12 protein-coding genes are annotated in these 16,903 nt (G+C 65.8%); 3 read left to right on the forward strand and 9 right to left on the reverse strand.

The features are described 5' to 3' along the window. Positions 1-7: 7 nt before the first annotated feature. The 3 genes from VMV82_05460 to VMV82_05470 are packed head-to-tail and all read right to left on the reverse strand — an operon-like array spanning position 8 to position 3,341. Positions 8-1,600, reverse strand: coding sequence for a GMC family oxidoreductase (locus tag VMV82_05460; GenBank protein HUY40997.1), 1,593 nt, complete (start codon positions 1,598-1,600; stop codon positions 8-10). After that, positions 1,597-2,091 carry a hypothetical protein gene (locus VMV82_05465; GenBank protein ID HUY40998.1) on the reverse strand — a complete coding sequence of 165 codons (495 nt, stop codon included), beginning with the start codon at positions 2,089-2,091 and terminating at the stop codon, positions 1,597-1,599. Before VMV82_05465 ends, VMV82_05460 begins: the two co-directional genes overlap by 4 nt. Beyond that, positions 2,082-3,341: an MFS transporter gene (locus tag VMV82_05470; GenBank protein HUY40999.1), complete on the reverse strand. Its 1,260-nt coding sequence runs from the start codon at positions 3,339-3,341 to the stop codon at positions 2,082-2,084. The genes VMV82_05465 and VMV82_05470 overlap by 10 nt, the downstream gene beginning before the upstream one ends. On the opposite strand from VMV82_05470, the gene VMV82_05475 reads away from it, so the two are divergent. After that, positions 3,340-4,218, forward strand: a complete 879-nt coding sequence (locus VMV82_05475) for a PhzF family phenazine biosynthesis protein (GenBank protein ID HUY41000.1) — start codon at positions 3,340-3,342, stop codon at positions 4,216-4,218. The genes VMV82_05470 and VMV82_05475 overlap by 2 nt on opposite strands. Here VMV82_05475 and VMV82_05480 read toward each other — a convergent pair. From VMV82_05480 to VMV82_05495, 4 genes are all read right to left on the reverse strand, one after another. Further along, on the reverse strand, positions 4,190-6,289 hold the full coding sequence (locus tag VMV82_05480) for a xanthine dehydrogenase family protein molybdopterin-binding subunit (GenBank protein HUY41001.1): 2,100 nt from the start codon (positions 6,287-6,289) through the stop codon (positions 4,190-4,192). The genes VMV82_05475 and VMV82_05480 overlap by 29 nt on opposite strands. Beyond that, the gene (locus tag VMV82_05485) at positions 6,286-6,762 is read right to left on the reverse strand and encodes a (2Fe-2S)-binding protein (GenBank protein HUY41002.1); all 477 of its coding nucleotides are present in this window, start codon (positions 6,760-6,762) and stop codon (positions 6,286-6,288) included. Before VMV82_05485 ends, VMV82_05480 begins: the two co-directional genes overlap by 4 nt. 37 nt (positions 6,763-6,799) lie before the next feature. Next, the gene (locus VMV82_05490; GenBank protein HUY41003.1) at positions 6,800-8,035 is read right to left on the reverse strand and encodes an ammonium transporter; all 1,236 of its coding nucleotides are present in this window, start codon (positions 8,033-8,035) and stop codon (positions 6,800-6,802) included. 65 nt (positions 8,036-8,100) lie between these two features. Next, on the reverse strand, positions 8,101-8,448 hold the full coding sequence (locus tag VMV82_05495; protein HUY41004.1) for a hypothetical protein: 348 nt from the start codon (positions 8,446-8,448) through the stop codon (positions 8,101-8,103). 264 nt (positions 8,449-8,712) lie between these two features. Between VMV82_05495 and typA the strand changes: the two genes are divergently transcribed. Further along, on the forward strand, positions 8,713-10,545 hold the full coding sequence (typA, locus tag VMV82_05500; protein HUY41005.1) for a translational GTPase TypA: 1,833 nt from the start codon (positions 8,713-8,715) through the stop codon (positions 10,543-10,545). Here the strand turns inward: typA and VMV82_05505 are convergent. Further along, positions 10,542-12,644, reverse strand: a complete 2,103-nt coding sequence (locus VMV82_05505; GenBank protein HUY41006.1) for a prolyl oligopeptidase family serine peptidase — start codon at positions 12,642-12,644, stop codon at positions 10,542-10,544. The two genes, typA and VMV82_05505, sit on opposite strands and share 4 nt — an antisense overlap. 56 nt (positions 12,645-12,700) lie before the next feature. Here VMV82_05505 and VMV82_05510 point away from each other — a divergent pair, with 56 nt between their 5' ends. Then, positions 12,701-14,908, forward strand: coding sequence for a hypothetical protein (locus VMV82_05510; GenBank protein ID HUY41007.1), 2,208 nt, complete (start codon positions 12,701-12,703; stop codon positions 14,906-14,908). Between the two features lie 9 nt (positions 14,909-14,917). On the opposite strand, the gene VMV82_05515 is transcribed toward VMV82_05510, so the two are convergent. Further along, the coding region (locus VMV82_05515) for an AAA family ATPase (protein HUY41008.1) at positions 14,918-16,903 on the reverse strand (1,986 nt) is incomplete at its 5' end.

Here is a 16,903-nt window from a genome sequence, read left to right on the forward strand (position 1 = left end):
TGCGCGTTCAGCAGCCGGCATTGAGGAGATCGGCAAGCCGGCTCGCATTGCGCGCCGTGATGCCGTAGATGGAAAGCTGCGGATTCGTACCGAGGCTCGTCGGAAAGACGCTGCCGTCGAAGACGTAGAGATTGCTCATCTGGTGGTGCCGGCCGAACGGATCGACGACGCCCGCCGCGGGATCGCCGCTCATGCCGCAGCCGCCCATGACGTGGGCGCTCACGACGCGCGTGCGCAGAATCTCCATCGGGAGCGCGTCGATCGCGTCGCGCGCCTCGCGCAACGATCCGTATTGACGTGCCGATTCGTGCAGCGGGAAAACGGTGCGCGCGCCTGCGGCGAACTGGATCTCTGCCATGGCGTGCAGCGCGCGGCGCGCGCCCTCCCAAAGGTATGCCGTGATCGGGTAGTCGAGCACGGGGCTGCCGTCCCCGCGCAGGGAGACGCTTCCGCCGGGACTTTCGGGATGAAAGCCATCGCGTAAGAGCGCGATCTGGACCTGCGTGTGGCGCATCTGCGCCGTCATGCCGGCATGCACGGTGCCGAAGCCCGGCAGCGTGGTCGCCATCAATACCGGATGGACCGGCGGCACCTCGAGCTTGAAGCCGATCGGCCCGTCCAGCGGCATCTGCAGATAGTGATCACTGTACACCGACTGCGGCGCGCCGGCGAAGGCGTCGACCGTCTCGGGCATGTCGGCTGCCGAAACGAGCGTCGGATGCAGGAAAGTGCGCTTGCCGAGCACGCGGTTGGGGTCGGGCACGCCGCTACGCAGGAGCAGCGCCGGCGAGCCGATCGCACCCGCGGCGCAAACGAACGTGTGCGCCGTCACGCGAACCCGATGGGCTCCTGGACGAAGGCCGCTCGCGTCGAGCGCGCTGCATTCGAGCATCGTGACGACGCCTCCGGCATGCGCGAACCGATCGGCGCGTACGCGAGAGATCAGCGTCGCTCCGCGCTCGAGCGCAGCGGGTATCGTGGTGACGAGCATCGACTGCTTCGCATCGACCGGGCAGCCCAGGCCGCAGTATCCGAGGTTACGACACGCCTTTACGTTGCGCGGGACGACACCCGTGGCGACCCCGACGGCTGCGGCACCGCGACGGAGAACGGCGTTGTTTTCGTTCGGCGGCAACGCCCACGGAGCGATCGAGAGACGCTGCTCCATGCGGGCGAACCATGGCGCGAGGGTCTCGGGCGTATACTGCTGCAAGCCGTACGCGCTGCGCCAATACGCAAGCGTCGTCGCCGGGGTTCTGAAGCTCGCCGTCCAGTTCACGGTCGTCGAGCCCCCGACGCTACGGCCTTGAAGGATCGTGATGCCCTTGTCTTTCGTTCGGCGGCCGGCGGACTCTTGATAGAGCTGCGGGTACGCCTCGCGCTCGAGCATGTGGAAGTCCCGCGACGTACGCAGCGGGCCTTCCTCGAGCATGACGACGCGCAGGCCCTGCGCGCTGAGAACGTCCGCCGCCGTTGCGCCGCCGGCTCCGGTACCGACGATCGCGACGTCGGCTTCCAGAGTGAGATCGCGATCGAGCCGCGACGCGTCCACGATGTGCCAGCCACGCGCCGCCGCGCTCGCAAAGGGGTTCGCGCTCATCGCACGACCTTCGGCGGACCCGGGTACCCGATGCGCGCCCAGGCGTCGTCGTTGCCGTACCACCCCGCCATGACGAGCTGGTGCAGCGCGTCGTAGCCGCTGCGCAGCAGTTGGAACCCGCTGAATCGCCAGCGCGTGAGAAAGCCGGCGATCTGCGCCGGCGTCGCGTCGTTCCACGGCGGAAGCCCCGCGATCAAGCGTCGCGTCGGCGCAAAGGTCAAGAGCGAGAAGAGCTGCTGCACCTCTGCTTGCACGTGCGGCGGCAGACCGCCGACCGCGATTGCGAATCCGCTTGCAGCTTCCGCCAAGGCGCGTGCGCGCTGCGGATCGCTTGCCGGAATCGCGCCGTCGAGCATGACGCCGGCAATCTTGAGAACGACGTTGCGCTGTGCTTCGTCGATCGCTCCGGTACGGCGCGCACAATCCGCGAGCGTCAACAGAGCGACGCCCGCGGCACCGGTCTTCAAGAGCTCCCGGCGCGTCAGGGACATGAGGGCGAAGGGGTTGGCGCTTCGAGGGCTCGGCCCTTCGTTTCGGGCAGGGCGAGAACGGCTGCCACGGCGACGAGATACGCGGCCACTGCCGTCTCGATCATCGCCGTCGCAACGGGAACGCGTTCCGCCAGCACCCCCACGAGATATGGCGCTGCGCCCGCGACGCCGCGGCCGGCATTGTAGCAAAAGCCCTGCGCCGCCGCGCGGACGTCGCTCGGAAAGAGCTCGCTCAGGAACGGTCCGAAGCCGCTGAAGATTCCCGAGGCAAAGTACCCGAGCGCGAAGCCCGCGGGTACGAGCTCCCAGTTTGCGGTTACGACGGCCAGGTAGAACGGAACCATCAGCGCGGAGCACACCGAGAAGAGCACGAACGTCGCGCGACGGCCGATTGCATCGTTGATGAAGCCCGCGGTGACATAGCCGGCGAGCGACCCGGCGATGAGCGCATAGACGTAGCTGCCGGTCGCAAGCGAAGGAAGCTTTCGCTGTATGGAAAGGTAGGACGGCATCCACGTGAAGAGCGCGTAGTAGCCGCTCTGCGCCCCGGCTGCGAGCAGCGTTGCGAGGAGCGTCGTGCGCGCGAGGCGCCGCGAGAACATTCCGGTTATGGTGACATGCAATGGCGGCCGCACGACGCGATACGCGGGCGGGTCCGCCACCGCTCGCCGCACATAGAGCACGGCAAACGCCGGAAGTATTCCCAGAACGAAGAGCGCACGCCAGCCGTACGCCGCCGGCACGGCGAGGGCCACGGCTTGAAAGGCGACGTTGGCTGCGAGCCATCCAAGCGCCCACGCGCTCTGCATGAAGCCCAAGCTGCGGCCGCGACGCGATGGAGCGCTCCACTCGGCGGCGAGCACGGCGCCAACGGCCCATTCGCCGCCGAATCCAAAACCTTCGAGCGTGCGTAAGGCCGCGAGCTGCGTGTAGTTCTGCGCCGCTGCGCACAGCGCGGTGAAGACCGCATACCACGCGATCGATATCACGAGCGCGCGCTTGCGACCGATGCGATCGGCAAGGACGCCCATCACGATGCCGCCGGCCGCGCTCGCGACGAGCATCTGCGTCGCGAGCAATCCACCCGCGGCCTTCGTCAGTGAGAACGCGGTCATGATGCCCGGCAGCGCGTAGACGTAGAGATAGAAATCGAAGCCGTCGAGGCCCCATCCGAGTCCCGCCGCCCAGAGGGCGCGCCGTGCGGCGGGAGAGGGAGCCGACGCTGCGGCCGTCAACGTCCTCGACTGCATGCCTCGCACGCTTCGGTACCGCGTCGTCGATGTCTTCACCGACACTCCACTCGAAGGAAATCCGCTCGCGGTCTTTTATGAGGGGCACGATCTCGACGCGGCCCTCATGCAGCGCATCGCGCGCGAGCTCAATCTCTCCGAGACGGCATTTCTCCTACCGCCTACCCGCAAGGACTGCGCGCTGCGCGTGCGGATCTTCACGCCGGCGCGCGAGCTGCGTTTTGCGGGCCACCCGACGATCGGCTCGGCGTACGTCGCCCGCGATCACGGCATCGTCGCGCGCACGGCGCGCTCCTTTGCCATCGAAGAGGGCGCCGGACCGATCTCCGTGCGCGTCGAGACCGAGCTCCTATGGCTCTCCACGCCGCCGATCGAGCGCGTCGGCGAGTGCGATCGCGCCGCGTGCGCGCGCACGCTCGATCTACGCGAGTGGGACCTGCTCCCGGACGTGCCGCCGCAGGTGTATAGCGCTGGGAACCCGATGCTCTACGTCGCGGTGAGCGATCGCGATACGGTCGACCGAGCGAGCGTCGATCCGGCGTCGCTCGTCGCGCTCGAAGACGAGATCGGCGAATCGATCGGCGTCTTCGTCTTCACGCCCACGCGGGCCGGCGCGTACTCGCGCATGTTTGCGCCGGAGCTCGGCGTCGTCGAGGACCCGGCGACGGGAAGCGCGACAGGTCCGCTCGCAGCATACATGATAGCGCACGGTTTGTGCGCAACGGCCGACGGAACGGCGTTCGTCAGCGAGCAAGGCACGAAGATGGGAAGGCGCAGCTTGCTGCAGGTCCTCGTTCGCGGCGAGCGCGGGAGCGACGGCATCGACGTCGGCGGGCGCGTCGCTCCGATCATCGATGCGACGATGACCCTGCCGTAGCGTACGGCAGCAGCAGCTTCTCGGGGGTGATCGGCAAATCGCGCACTCGAACTCCCGTCGCGTGGTAGACGGCGTTGGAGATCGCCGCCGCGGAGCCGGTCGCGCCGAGCTCCCCGACGCCTTTCACGCCGATCGGATTGACGTGCCGGTCTTCCTCTTCGACGATGATCGCGTCCATCGAGCCGATGTCCGCGTTCGCCGGTACGAGATACTCGGCTAGGCTCGCGTTCGCGATCCGCCCCGTGCTCGCGTCGAAGCGCGTCTCTTCGTGCAGCGCCATCCCGATTCCGAAGACCATCCCGCCAAGATACTGGCTGCGCGTCGTCTTACGATTCAGGATGCGGCCTGCAGCGAAGACGCCGATCATCGCACGCACGCGTACTTCTCCGAGATCGGGATCGACCTCGACGCGCGCGAACTGCGCGCCGAACGCGTGCGTCGAGTACTTCCCTTCCCAAGAGGCTCTGGCATCGGCGCGGGCTTCGAGCGGCGTCTTCTCGCCGCTGCGAAGGCGGTCGCGCAGTACCGACGCGGCCTCATAGACCGCCGAGCCGACGCTCGCCGCGGTCCACGACCCGGCCGAAAGCGGCGCGGGCGGCAGATCGGTGTCGCCGAGCTCCATCCGCACGCGCTCGAGCGGGACGTCCAAGAGCGTCGCCGCGAGCTGCGCGTACACCGTGTAGCTGCCGGTGCCGAGATCCTGCGTCCCGCTGCGCACGACGACGCTTCCGTCGGCTTCCATGCGCACGACCGCCGAGGCCGAGACGCGATTGGCGGGATAGGTCGCCGTCGCCATGCCCATTCCAAGGAGCAGCCGGCCGCGCTGCATCGAACGCGGCCGCGCATCGCGCTCGATCCATCCGATCTTCTCGGCCCCGAGCGCGTAGCATTCGCGCAAGTGCTTGCTGCTGAACTCCTTGCCCTCGGCGGGATCGGTTTCAGCGTAGTTGCGCAGCCGCAGTTCGATGGGATCGATGCCGGTTGCATAGGCGAGCTCGTCCATCGCCGATTCGAGCGCAAAGCTTCCCGTCGCCTCGCCGGGAGCGCGCATGTAGGTCGGCGTGGCGGCGTTCACGCGGGCGAGCGTGTGCGTCGTTCGCACGTTCGGCACCGCGTAGAGCATCTTCGTCACGAGCGCGCTCGATTCGACGAACTCGTCGAAGACCGACGTCTGGGAAAGCACGTCGTGCGTAATAGCGTTAAGCCTCCCGTCGCCATCGGCGCCGAGCGCGATCGTTTGAATCGTTCGCGGGCGATAGCCGACCGAACCGAACATCTGGGGTCGCGTCAGCACGAGCTTGACGGGACGGCCGACGACTCGTGCCGCCATCGCCGCGAGCGCGACGTGCGACCAGACGCCGCCTTTGCATCCGAAGCCTCCGCCCAAGAACGCCGAGACGACGCGTACGTTCTCGACGGGAATCTCGAAGACTGCTGCAAGACGCTTGCGCACGTTGGTAATGCCCTGCGTGGCGTCATGCACCGTCAGCCGGTCTCCCTTCCAGCTCGCAATCGTCGCGTGCGTTTCCATGGGGTTATGGTGCTCGACCGGCGTCGAATAGACGTGGCGTACCTGTATTGCCGCGGCGCAAAGCGCAGCCTCCGGATCCCCACGCGTCACGGCCGCAGGGTCGCCGAAGATCTCCTCGGGCGCGTAGCGGTCAGCAGAACGTTCGATGCTCGTCACCGGAGCCTCGGCCTCATATGCGACCTGCACGAGTGAGGCGGCGTGGAGCGCGCAGTCGAGCGTCTCGCCGACGACGAGCGCAATCGGCTCGCGATCGTAGCGAACGCGATCGTCCTGGAGGAGCGAGAGCGCGAATGCATTGTCATCGCCTTGCGCGCGAACGCGCGGCGCGTTCTCGTAGCTGAGAACGGCGAGAACGCCCGGGAGGCGGCGCGCTCGTGCTGCGTCGACGACCGCGATCCGTCCTTTCGCTATTCGGCTCGTCACCATGGCCGCATACGCCGCGTCCTTCGGAGTAAGGTCGGCAGTGTAGCGCGCGGCCCCGGTCACTTTCACGCGGCCGTCGGCGCGATCGGCCGGAGCGCCGACGAGCGGAAGATTCACGCGGTTCGCTCTGCGGCGGCGCGCACCGCAGCCACGATGTTCACGTATGCCCCGCAACGGCAGAGGTTGCCGCTCATCTGCTCACGGATCGCGGCATCGTCGAGCGCGTGGCCCTCTTGCAGCAGGGCGATTGCCGAAAGGATCTGCCCCGGCGTGCAGTAACCGCACTGAAACGCGTCGTGCTCCAAGAACGCCGCCTGCACCGGATGCAACGATTCGCCTCGCGCCACGCCCTCGATCGTCGTAACGGAGTCTCCGGCATGCATGACGGCAAGGCTCAGGCAGGACAGTACGCGCCGTCCGTTCAGCAGCACCGTGCACGCACCGCACGTCCCCTGGTCGCAGCCCTTCTTCGTTCCGGTTAGGTCGAGATGTTCGCGTAAAGCATCGAGCAGCGTGACGCGCGGCTCGACGAAGAGCTGGCGCGACTCGCCGTTGACGTCGAGCGCGATGCGCGTTCGCGTATCACTCATCGCGCAGATTCCATCCTGAGATCCGGCTGCTAGGCGTCTAGAGCCCCAGCGGGTATGCTTCCTCACCGTGCAGGTGCATGTCCAACCCGCCCTCCTCGACGTCCTGCCCGACGGTCGTCACCGTGATGCGGCTGATGAGCCAGAGCATCCCGTAGGTGAACGCGAACGCCCAGATGCTGCAGACGAGCGCGGAAACCACTTGCTTGACGAAGAACGCGCCGCCGCCGAGGAGCAAGCCGTCGGCGCCGTTCGGATTCCAGGCCTTCGAGGCGAAGATCCCGAGCAGCGTGATGCCGAGGAATCCGCCCACCCCGTGCACGCCCCATACGTCGAGTGCGTCATCGAGGCGGATCCGGTTCTTGAGCGCGACGGCGTAGTAGCAAATCGCACCGGCGAGCAGGCCGAAGATGACGGCGGTCGTCGGCGAAACGTATCCGGCAGCAGGAGTGATCGTGGCGAGGCCGGCGACCGCGCCGGTGAGCAATCCGACGAACTTCGGCTGGCGTCCGTGCGCCCACTCGATGAACAGCCACGTGATTGCGGCGAAGGACGCGGCAACGTCGGTATTCAGGAACGCCGCGGCCGTCACGGCGTCGACGCGCAGCTCCGAACCGGCGTTGAAGCCGTACCAGCCGAACCAGAGCAACCCCGTGCCGAGCGCGATGAGCGGCACGTTGTGCGGTTTGTTTTCGACGACGTGGCGGCGCCCCACGAAGATGACCGATGCCAGCGCCGCGAAACCGGCCGACGCGTGCACGACGAGACCACCCGCGAAGTCGAGTGCACCCCACTTCGCAAGCGCGCCGTCCGGGCTCCAAAGCATGTGCACGAACGGGAAGTACACGAAGATCAGCCATGCCGTCAGGAAGAGAAAGTATGCTTTGAACGTCACGCGGTTCGCGAACGCTCCCGTGATCAGCGCGGGCGTGATGATCGCAAACATCATTTGATAGGCCACGTGCACGATGAGAGGGATGCCGGCAGTGTTGCCGGTGAACATCGTGTGCAGCGTGATCCCGTGGAGGAACGCATACGTCAGCGGGTTGCCGATGATCCCGTGCCAATCCGGTCCGAAGCACAGTGAGTACCCAAAGGCATACCAGATGACGGTCGTCCAGCCCAGGGACATGAAGCTCTGGATCATGATGGTGAGCACGTTCTTGCGCCCCACCAAGCCCCCGTAAAAGAACGCGAGCCCCGGCGTCATGAGCATGACGAGGCTCGCGCAAATGAGCATGAATGCGGTGTTGCCGACGTTGACCGAAGCGTTCATGGCGCCAGCTTAGCCGCCGAGCGAATGGATGCCTTGCCCTGGCGGGCCGCCCAGGACGGGACTCCTTAGTCCCCTTCGTTGGCGGCCCGCTGGTAATCGCGCGTGAGACGGTCGAGCATGCGGGGCAGCCACGGGTCGCCGGGATACTTGCGTTCCCAGTCCCGAATCGCGTCTCGCAGATCGTCGAGGGCATGGCGCGTGCCGGGCTCGAGCATTTCGTCGTCCGACCTGTGATCGAAGACGTCGAGGCGATTGCGAATCTCGAGCACGCTCTCTTTTTGACGGCCGAAGTATTCGTCGGCCGGAGCCATTCGGGAGAGCGCGACGTCCGAGCGGCCGTGCGCCGAGGCGACGACGGCCGGCGGTACGCACGCGAACGCGGTGAGTATTGCAGCAGCAACGATGGTACGCATACGGTAAAATCCTCCGTACAGCGTGTCATCGACCGCGCCGTCGCATGCTTACAATGCCTTTACGGCTGCCTCCCCAGCACGCAATCGAGACGCGGTACGCGCGGCGTTTGGTCGGGCCCTTATCCCACGGCGTTTTCCCGGCGTTTCGGGCGTGGCGCATGCGCGCGCTGCTTTACCCAAGCTTTACGCAACGCCCCGCAATGCCGTAGCCTCGTGCGACCCTACGTTTGCAGGGCATCACGAGCCGATGGGCAAGCAAGCGCGGTGCGCACTCGCTCGGATCTTCGCAACGTCGCAATCATTGCACACGTCGATCACGGAAAGACCACGCTCGTCGATGCGATGCTGAGGCAGAGCGGCGTCTTTCGCGAGGGGCAAGCGGTGGAGACGCGCGTCCTCGACTCAAACCCGCTCGAACGCGAGCGCGGCATCACGATCCTCGCAAAGAACACCGCGATTCGCCACGGCGGCGTGAAGTTCAACATCGTCGACACCCCGGGTCACGCCGACTTCGGCGGGGAGGTCGAGCGCGTACTGCAGATGGTGCAAGGCGTGCTCCTGCTGGTCGACGCGGCGGAGAGTGTGATGCCGCAAACCCGATTCGTACTGCGCAAGGCCCTGGAGCTCGACTTGCGGGCGATCGTCGTGATCAACAAAATCGATCGCAGGGACGCACGTCCCGTGGAAGTCGTCAACGACGTCTTCGATCTCTTCATCGAGCTCGGCGCAGCCGACGTGCAGGCCGACTTTGCCGTCATCTACACCAATGCGAAGGCCGGAATCGCAAAGCGCTCGCTCGACGATGAAGGCAGCGATCTCGAACCCCTCTTCGAGGCCATCCTCGCTCGCGTACCCGAGGCGCCGGCGGAAGACGGCTCCTTTCAGCTGCTCATCTCCGCGATCGACCACAATCAGTACGTCGGCCGCATCGGCGTGGGACGCATCTTCCGCGGCTTCTCGCGCGTCAACATGCCGATTGCCAAGGTCGCGCGCGACGGAGCCGTCACGACCGGCCTGCGCCTCACGAAGCTGCTGACGTTTCAAGGCCTCGAGCGTCTAGAGGTCGACGAAGCATCGGCGGGCGACATCGTCTGCATCTCCGGCATCGAGGATCTCAACATCGGCGACACGATCGCCGATGGCGACGCACCCGAAGGCCTGCACGCCGTCGCCGTCGACGAGCCGACCGTATCGATGTTCTTCAGCGTCAACACCTCGCCGTTTGCGGGGCGTGAAGGCAAGTTTCTCACGTCGCGACAGATTCGCGAGCGTCTCGTTCGCGAGCTGGAATCGAACGTCGCCCTGCGCGTACTGGATACGCCCTCGCCCGACACCTTCGAGGTGCGCGGACGCGGAGAGCTGCACTTGGCAATCTTGATCGAGACGATGCGCCGCGAAGGGTACGAGCTTGCCGTCTCCAAGCCGCAGGTGATCGTCAGCGAGCGCAATGGCGCGCGCTACGAGCCCGTCGAGTACGTCGTCATCGACGTTCCCGAGAGCTTCGCCGGCGCGGCTATCGAAGCGCTCGGCCGGCGCAAAGCCACGATGTCGAACCTCATTCCGATTGCGGAGTCGCGGCGGCTCGAGTACACGATGCCGACGCGCGCCATCTTCGGGCTGCGGGGCGAGCTGCTCACGCTCACCCGCGGCACCGCCGTGATGTCGCACACGTACTACGACCACCAGCCGTGGCAGGGCGAGTTGCCGGCTCGCGCGGTGGGCGCGCTCGTCGCAAGCGACACCGGCCGGGCAACCGGCTATGCCTTGATGGGCGTCGAGCAACGGGGCCGCTTCTTCGTCGGACCCGGGATAGACATCTACGAAGGCATGATCGTCGGCCGCGCCAACGATTCGTTCGACGTCGCGCTAAACGTCGTCCGCGAGAAGAAGCTCACCAACATGCGCGCTGCGGGATCCGACGAGAACGTCAAGCTGGCGCCGCCCGAGGAGCTCTCGCTCGAACGCGCTATCGAGTTCATCGAAGACGACGAGCTCGTCGAGGTAACGCCGAAATCGATTCGCCTGCGCAAGCGCATCCTGAGCGAGAGCGAGCGTCTCAAGGCAAGGCGTAGAGAGGCCTCCGCACTGACGCGCTAGCGTAACTCCCGCTCCAGGAATCGCGCGGTCGCCGTGTCGGCACGCAGCCACGAGGCGTAGCGCAGGAAGCCGTGGATCTCGTTCGGGATGACCATTTGCTCGTAGTGCACGTGCGTCCGGCGCAGGCGCTCGACCAGATCGACCATCTGGTGAAACTCCACGTTGCGGTCGTCGTCACCCTGGATCAGGAGCACCGGCGATCGCCACGTCGAGATCGCCGAGTCGGGTGACGAGAGCCATGCGAGGCGCATCAGCGCCCGCGTGTCGTACTGCTCGTAACGCTTAGGCTGCGTGAATCCCCACACCGGATTGGCGATGTCGAACGACCAGTCGTGAACGCCGTGAAAGTCAACCCCAGCCTTGAAGATGTCGGAGTTACGGGCGAGAGCGAGTGCGGTCAAATACCCTCCGTACGATCCGCCCCATATACCGATACGCGCCGGGTCCACGCGCGAGTCGCGCTGTAAGAAGCGCGCGCCGGCGACGACGTCTTGATACTCGGAGGCGCCGGTCGGCCCCCAACGCGCCGGAAAGTTGAAATCGTGTCCGTATCCGACGCCGAGCCGATAGTTGACGGAGAGCACGACGAAGCCGCGGCTTGCGAGGTATTGGTTCACGGCGTAGCCGTTCGAGTAGTAATCCATGTAATGCCACGTCAGCAGCATCTGCCGCGGCGGACCTCCGTGCACGAAGATCACGCCGGGGTGCTTCCCGCCACCGAGCGGCTCGAAGATCTGCCCGTGGATGAGCCATCCGTCTGCCGCGCGGAAGGCAACCTCGCGCGGCGTCACGAGCTGTAAAGTCGGAAAGTCGCTCGCGAGCTGATCCGCATCGAGCGTGCGGCGCGTTCCGCCGGAGAGCACGCTCACGAGCGGCGGCTGTTGCGCCGTCGTACGATTGAACGCCACGCCGTCTGCGAGCGCGACCGGTCCGGTCTCGCTGCTCGCACCGGCGGTGAGCTCGGCAACCCGTCCGGTGCCTACGTCGACGCGGAAGAGATGGCGGCGGTCGTCGTCACCGGGCGTCGATCCGGTATTCGCGGTGTAGACGACGGATTGCCGGTCGGGTGTGACCGAGGTCTCTTCGACCATGTACGCGCCCGGCGTCAGCAACCGCACGGCGCCGCCGTTGGCCGAGACCGCGTAGAGATGCGGCCAGTTGTCGCGTTCGCTGTTGAAGATCAAGCGGTCGTGCGCAGTCCATGCGACGAAGGGGCCGCCACCGGTTATCGGCAGCGAATCGCGTTTCCCCTCGCCGCTTGCCCAGACGCGGTGCGCCTGCCCGGAGCGCGCGTCGGCAACGAGAATCTGCCACGGCATGGGATTCCACTCGAGGGGATTACGCGGCGGACCGCCGTCGCCGTGGAGACGAATGAACGCGATGCGACGCCCGCCCGGAGACCAGCGCGGATTGAAATCTTGCGACGTCGTCGGGGCGACGTACTCGATCGGCTTGCCGGCGCTGCGGTAGAGCGCGATGAAGCTGTGATCCGTGCGCGCCGAGACGAAGGCGAGCGCCGAACCGTCCGGCGACCACTGAAGATCGGAGTCTTGGCCGCGATCGAAGAACAAGCGCTTCGCGGCACTCGCGCCGTCGATCGGCGCCTCCATGACCGCTCCGCCGTTCGTGAAGGCAACGCGCGTTGCGTCGGGAGAGATCGCCGGCGTATCGCCGTCGCCGATAGCCACCGGCGCTCCGCCGCGCGTCGCAACCGACCACACCTGCATCTGCGGCTGCACGGGACTCGAATCCGGACCGGGCTGCAAAGGCTCGGGCCAGTTCGCGTCGTGGTCGCCTCCCCGTACGTAGACGACGTGCGAATCGTCGTTCGAGATCGAAACATTGCTTATCTCTTGGCCGTCATCTCCGTTGGATGCGAAGAGCTCCTTCGGCGCAAACGCCGGCGCGCGCGCGAACCACAGGCTTCGAACGCCGCGCGTGTCGAGGACGTACGCGATCGCGCGTCCCGACGCGTCGCGTACGATCGTGTCGGGAAATGGATACGCCAGTACTTGCGCCATGGTGAAAGACGACGGCGCCGCCAAGGCGGAGCTCGCACAGAGCAGTGAGAAGACGGCAAGAATCGATGCAAGTCTCATGGTTTGAAGCTTCTCGCGCGCGGCGCGCGAGTCCGCTCGTCGTTTCTGCCGTTCTATTGGCAGCCCTAACGCTCGGACGCGCTCAGGCAGCCGTCACGGCGACGTTTTCGTTTCCCGTCGCCCGCGCGCCGCACGCACTCGCGCTCGATCCGGCGCTGCGCGACCCCGCGTGGAACGCCGGCCGGGTTCCGAATGGCGGTGCGTGGGAGAACATAACGACGCGCTCTCCCGCGAACGAGCGCACCCAGGCGTACGTGCTCTACGACGATCGGTATCTCTACGTTGCATTCCGCGTCGAGCAGCGCGGAACGCCGATTACCGCCACGCAGACGGTCAACGACGTCGGCTTCGGCATCGACGATTTCGTCGGGATCGGCGTCGATCCGAGCGGTGCCGGGAGCGAGGACTACTACTTCGAGACGACGCCGCTGGCAACGCGGTACCAGCAGGCGAACGAGAACGTGCGCTTCCGGCCGCGCTGGCGGTCGGCGGCCGCACGCACGCCGGGGGGATGGAACGCCGTCATGATCGTCCCGCTCGACGTTCTACACGTTCCCCACGCCGGCACACAGACGTGGCGGTTTCAGTTCGTGCGATCGATCGCGGCGAAAGGCGAGCATTACGCGTGGGCTTACAACGGCATCATGCAGGACTTTCCGGCGGGTCAGTGGCCCGCCTTCGTCGACGCGCGCTTCTGGGCCGCGGGCACGCTGCACGTTGTCGCGAGTGCGGCCTCGCGCCCACAGCCACGCGCGGACGCGTACCTGCTCGAGAGCGTTGGGCGCGATCGAAACCTCTTCGAGCAGCCGGATCAACTGTTCTTACCACAGAGCGTCCGCCACTACGGTATCGACGTCAGCGTGCCGCTGACGTCGACGATCGACTTCGTCGGGACGCTCAATCCCGATTTTTCGAACGTCGAAGTCGACCAAGAGACCATCGCGCCGCAGGAGTTCCGCCGCCAGCTCGTCGAGTACCGCCCGTTCTTCGCCCAAGGCGCGGTATTCGTCAATGCGGCCTCCGGAATGCGCACGACGACCGGCTCGTTCTCGACCGGGCAGAACGTCATCTTCTACTCACCCAGCGTCGGCGCGTTCGATCGCGGCGGGAAGGTCGAGGGTTCGTTCGGCGATCAGAGCTTCGGCATCATGAGCTTCCGCGGTTTCGACGCTACCACCGGCAGCACGTTCGACGACGAGGCGTTCGGGTACGAGCACGCGCTCCAAGACAACTCGTTCCTCTACTGGACCGATGGCGTGCTCGCGCATCACTCGCTGGCGGGCGACGACTCCACCGTCGAGGGCGGCGTGGAGACGCGCAATCTCAAAACCGGCCTCATCACTTTCGCCGATTACTCGTTCGAGAGCGGCACCTGGGTCCCGAATGGACGCGCGACGATGTTCGAGACATTCGCAGACGTCCACAAACCGAACTACGAAGTCAACGTCGGCTATCTGGACATCGCGCCGAACTACAACCCGATCGACGGCTACACCGCGAACTCCGATATCAGGGGGCCGCAGTCGATCGTAGACTTCACGGGAGGCTCCTCACCGGGAATCAAGAGCTGGAGCGCGTTCATCGAGGGTGACCGGTTTCTCGACGAGAGCGGCGCCGTGCACCAAGCGGACACGGGCGTCTTTGCGAACGTCATCTTCACGAACGGTCTCTCGCTCGACGGCCTGGGTCCGGCGATCGGCGAGCTGCGCTCATACGCGATCCCGTCCGGGGCGGATTGCACCGGCCCGACGATCGGCGTGTCGTACTTTACCGGATACCCTTGCTATCGCGGCGGCGTGACGCAAGCCTTCAACCTGATGAACGTGCCGGTCGACTACGGCGACGCGACGCCGAATCCCATCAACACCGATTACGCGTGGGGGACGTTCGGAAGCAACGAGGTGCATCTCTTCACGCTCTCGATGACGCGCGTGATCGGCGATCGCCTCACGCTTGGCGTCGATTACGACGGGACGTACGAGCGGCCGCTGGTCGCCGGCCCCTTGACCTCACAATGGCTGCGCCGCATCTCGCTCGGCTATAGCGTCGCGACGGATAGCACGCTGACCGTAGCGCTGCGCTCGATCAACGGCTACGGCGGCTTCGCTCCCGCCGTCGGAACGGATCTGGCCATAGCCTATCAGCAGCGCTTCCACAACGGCGATCAGCTGTACGTCAACTACGGGACGCCGGCGGCTGCCGCAACGCTCGACCGGCTGATCGTCAAGTTCGTCTTCCATGCGGGCGCCGACACCGGCACCTAAGACAGGCTCTTAGACGAGGGCGGCTGCCCGCTCTTTTACGGTAAATGTCACCTCGCCTCGCACGCGATCGTATCCGATCTCGACCGTGCTGCCGTCCGGAATGTCGCCGGCGAGAATCTTGCGTCCGAGAGAGGTCTCGAGCTCGCGCTGAATCGTGCGCTTCAGCGGCCGCGCACCGTATGTGGCGTCGTATCCCGAGCGCACGAGGTGGCGTTTTGCATCGTCGGCAACATCGAGCGAGATGCGGCGATCCTCGAGCCGTTCGCGCACCCGGCGCAGCTGAATCTCGACGATCTGCATGAGCTGCTCTTCCGTGAGCGCGTGGAAAACGATCGTCTCGTCGACGCGATTGAGAAACTCCGGCCGGAAGTGGCGCCGCAGCTCGTCGAGCACGGTCGCCCGCATCACCGCGTAGTCGGCACCGTCGAGGGAGCCTTTGAAGTCGAGAATGCGGTCGCTGCCGACATTCGACGTCATGATGACGATCGTGTTACGGAAATCGATCGTACGGCCCTGGCCGTCCGTGAGCCTTCCGTCGTCGAGAATCTGCAGAAAGACGTTGAAGACGTCGGTGTGCGCCTTCTCTACCTCGTCGAAGAGCACGACCGAATACGGGCGCCGGCGCACGGCCTCCGTGAGCTGGCCGCCTTCTTCGAAGCCGACGTATCCGGGCGGTGCGCCGATGAGGCGCGCTACCGTGTGGCGCTCTTGGTACTCCGACATGTCGATGCGAATCAGCGCGCGCTCGTCGTCGAAGAGATACTCTGCAAGAGCGCGCGCGAGCTCGGTCTTGCCGACGCCGGTCGGCCCAAGGAAGATGAACGAGCCTATCGGGCGATTGGGATCGGAGAGTCCGGAGCGGGAGCGGATCACCGCTTCGGCGACCGCATCGACAGCCTCGTCCTGGCCGATGACGCGCTTGTGAAGCTCTTCGTCGAGGTGGAGCAGCTTCTGTTTCTCGCCTTCCAGAAGCTTCGCGACCGGGATGCCGGTCCAGCGTGCGACGACCTCCGCAACGTCCTCTTCGTCGACTTCTTCCTTGGAGAGGCGCGCGCCGTCGCGTTGCGTCAGGCGTTGCTCTTCATTCGCCAGCTGTTTTTCGAGCTGCGCGAGCGTACCGTAACGCAGTTCGGCAACCGTGTTGAGATCGTACTGGCGCTCGGCCTGCTCGATCTGCACCTTCGTCTGTGCGATGCGTTCGCGCAACGCGCGCAGCTCAACGGCGGCGCTCTTCTCCGCCTCCCACCGCACGCGCAGACTCGCCTGCTGCTCGCGTAGCGTCGCAAGCTCGCGCTCCAACGCTTCGAGTCGCTCGCGGCTCGCGCGATCGCTCTCCTTGCGCAGCGCTTCCCGCTCGATCTCGAGTTGCATCACGCGGCGCGAGACCTCGTCGAGCTCCTGCGGCATCGAGTCGATCTCCGTGCGCAGCTTCGCCGCAGCTTCGTCGACGACGTCGATCGCCTTGTCCGGCAGAAAGCGGTCGGCGATGTAGCGATTCGACAGCACCGCCGCTGCGACGAGCGCCGCGTCTTTGATGCGCACGCCGTGGTGCGCTTCGTACTTCTCTTTCAAGCCGCGCAGAATCGAGATCGTGTCCTCCGGCGAAGGTTGATCGACGAAGACCGGTTGGAAGCGCCGCTCGAGCGCGGCGTCCTTCTCGATGTACTTGCGATACTCGTCGAGCGTCGTCGCGCCGATCATGTGCAGTTCGCCGCGCGCGAGCATCGGCTTGAGGAGGTTACCCGCATCCATCGCGCCCTCGGCCTTGCCGGCGCCGACGACGGTGTGAAGCTCGTCGACGAAGAGCACGATCTGTCCCTGTGCGGACGTAACGTCTTTGAGGACGGCCTTGAGCCGCTCTTCGAACTCGCCGCGATACTTCGCGCCGGCAATCAGTGCCCCCATATCGAGCAGAACGATGCGCTTGTTCTTCAACCCCTCGGGAATGTCGCCGCGCACGATGCGTTGCGCGAGCCCTTCCACGATCGCCGTCTT

This window comes from Candidatus Dormiibacterota bacterium, assembly GCA_035532035.1.
Classification (GTDB): Bacteria; Vulcanimicrobiota; Vulcanimicrobiia; order Vulcanimicrobiales; family Vulcanimicrobiaceae; genus Tyrphobacter.

Coding starts and splice junctions, on each gene's coding strand:
- VMV82_05460 (HUY40997.1), bottom strand. CDS start 1,600: ATGAGCGCGAACCCCTTTGCGAGCGCGGCGGCGCGTGGCTGGCACATC.
- VMV82_05465 (HUY40998.1), bottom strand. CDS start 2,091: ATGTCCCTGACGCGCCGGGAGCTCTTGAAGACCGGTGCCGCGGGCGTC.
- VMV82_05475 (HUY41000.1), top strand. CDS start 3,340: ATGCCTCGCACGCTTCGGTACCGCGTCGTCGATGTCTTCACCGACACT.
- VMV82_05470 (HUY40999.1), bottom strand. CDS start 3,341: ATGCAGTCGAGGACGTTGACGGCCGCAGCGTCGGCTCCCTCTCCCGCC.
- VMV82_05485 (HUY41002.1), bottom strand. CDS start 6,762: ATGAGTGATACGCGAACGCGCATCGCGCTCGACGTCAACGGCGAGTCG.
- VMV82_05490 (HUY41003.1), bottom strand. CDS start 8,035: ATGAACGCTTCGGTCAACGTCGGCAACACCGCATTCATGCTCATTTGC.
- VMV82_05495 (HUY41004.1), bottom strand. CDS start 8,448: ATGCGTACCATCGTTGCTGCTGCAATACTCACCGCGTTCGCGTGCGTA.
- VMV82_05505 (HUY41006.1), bottom strand. CDS start 12,644: ATGAGACTTGCATCGATTCTTGCCGTCTTCTCACTGCTCTGTGCGAGC.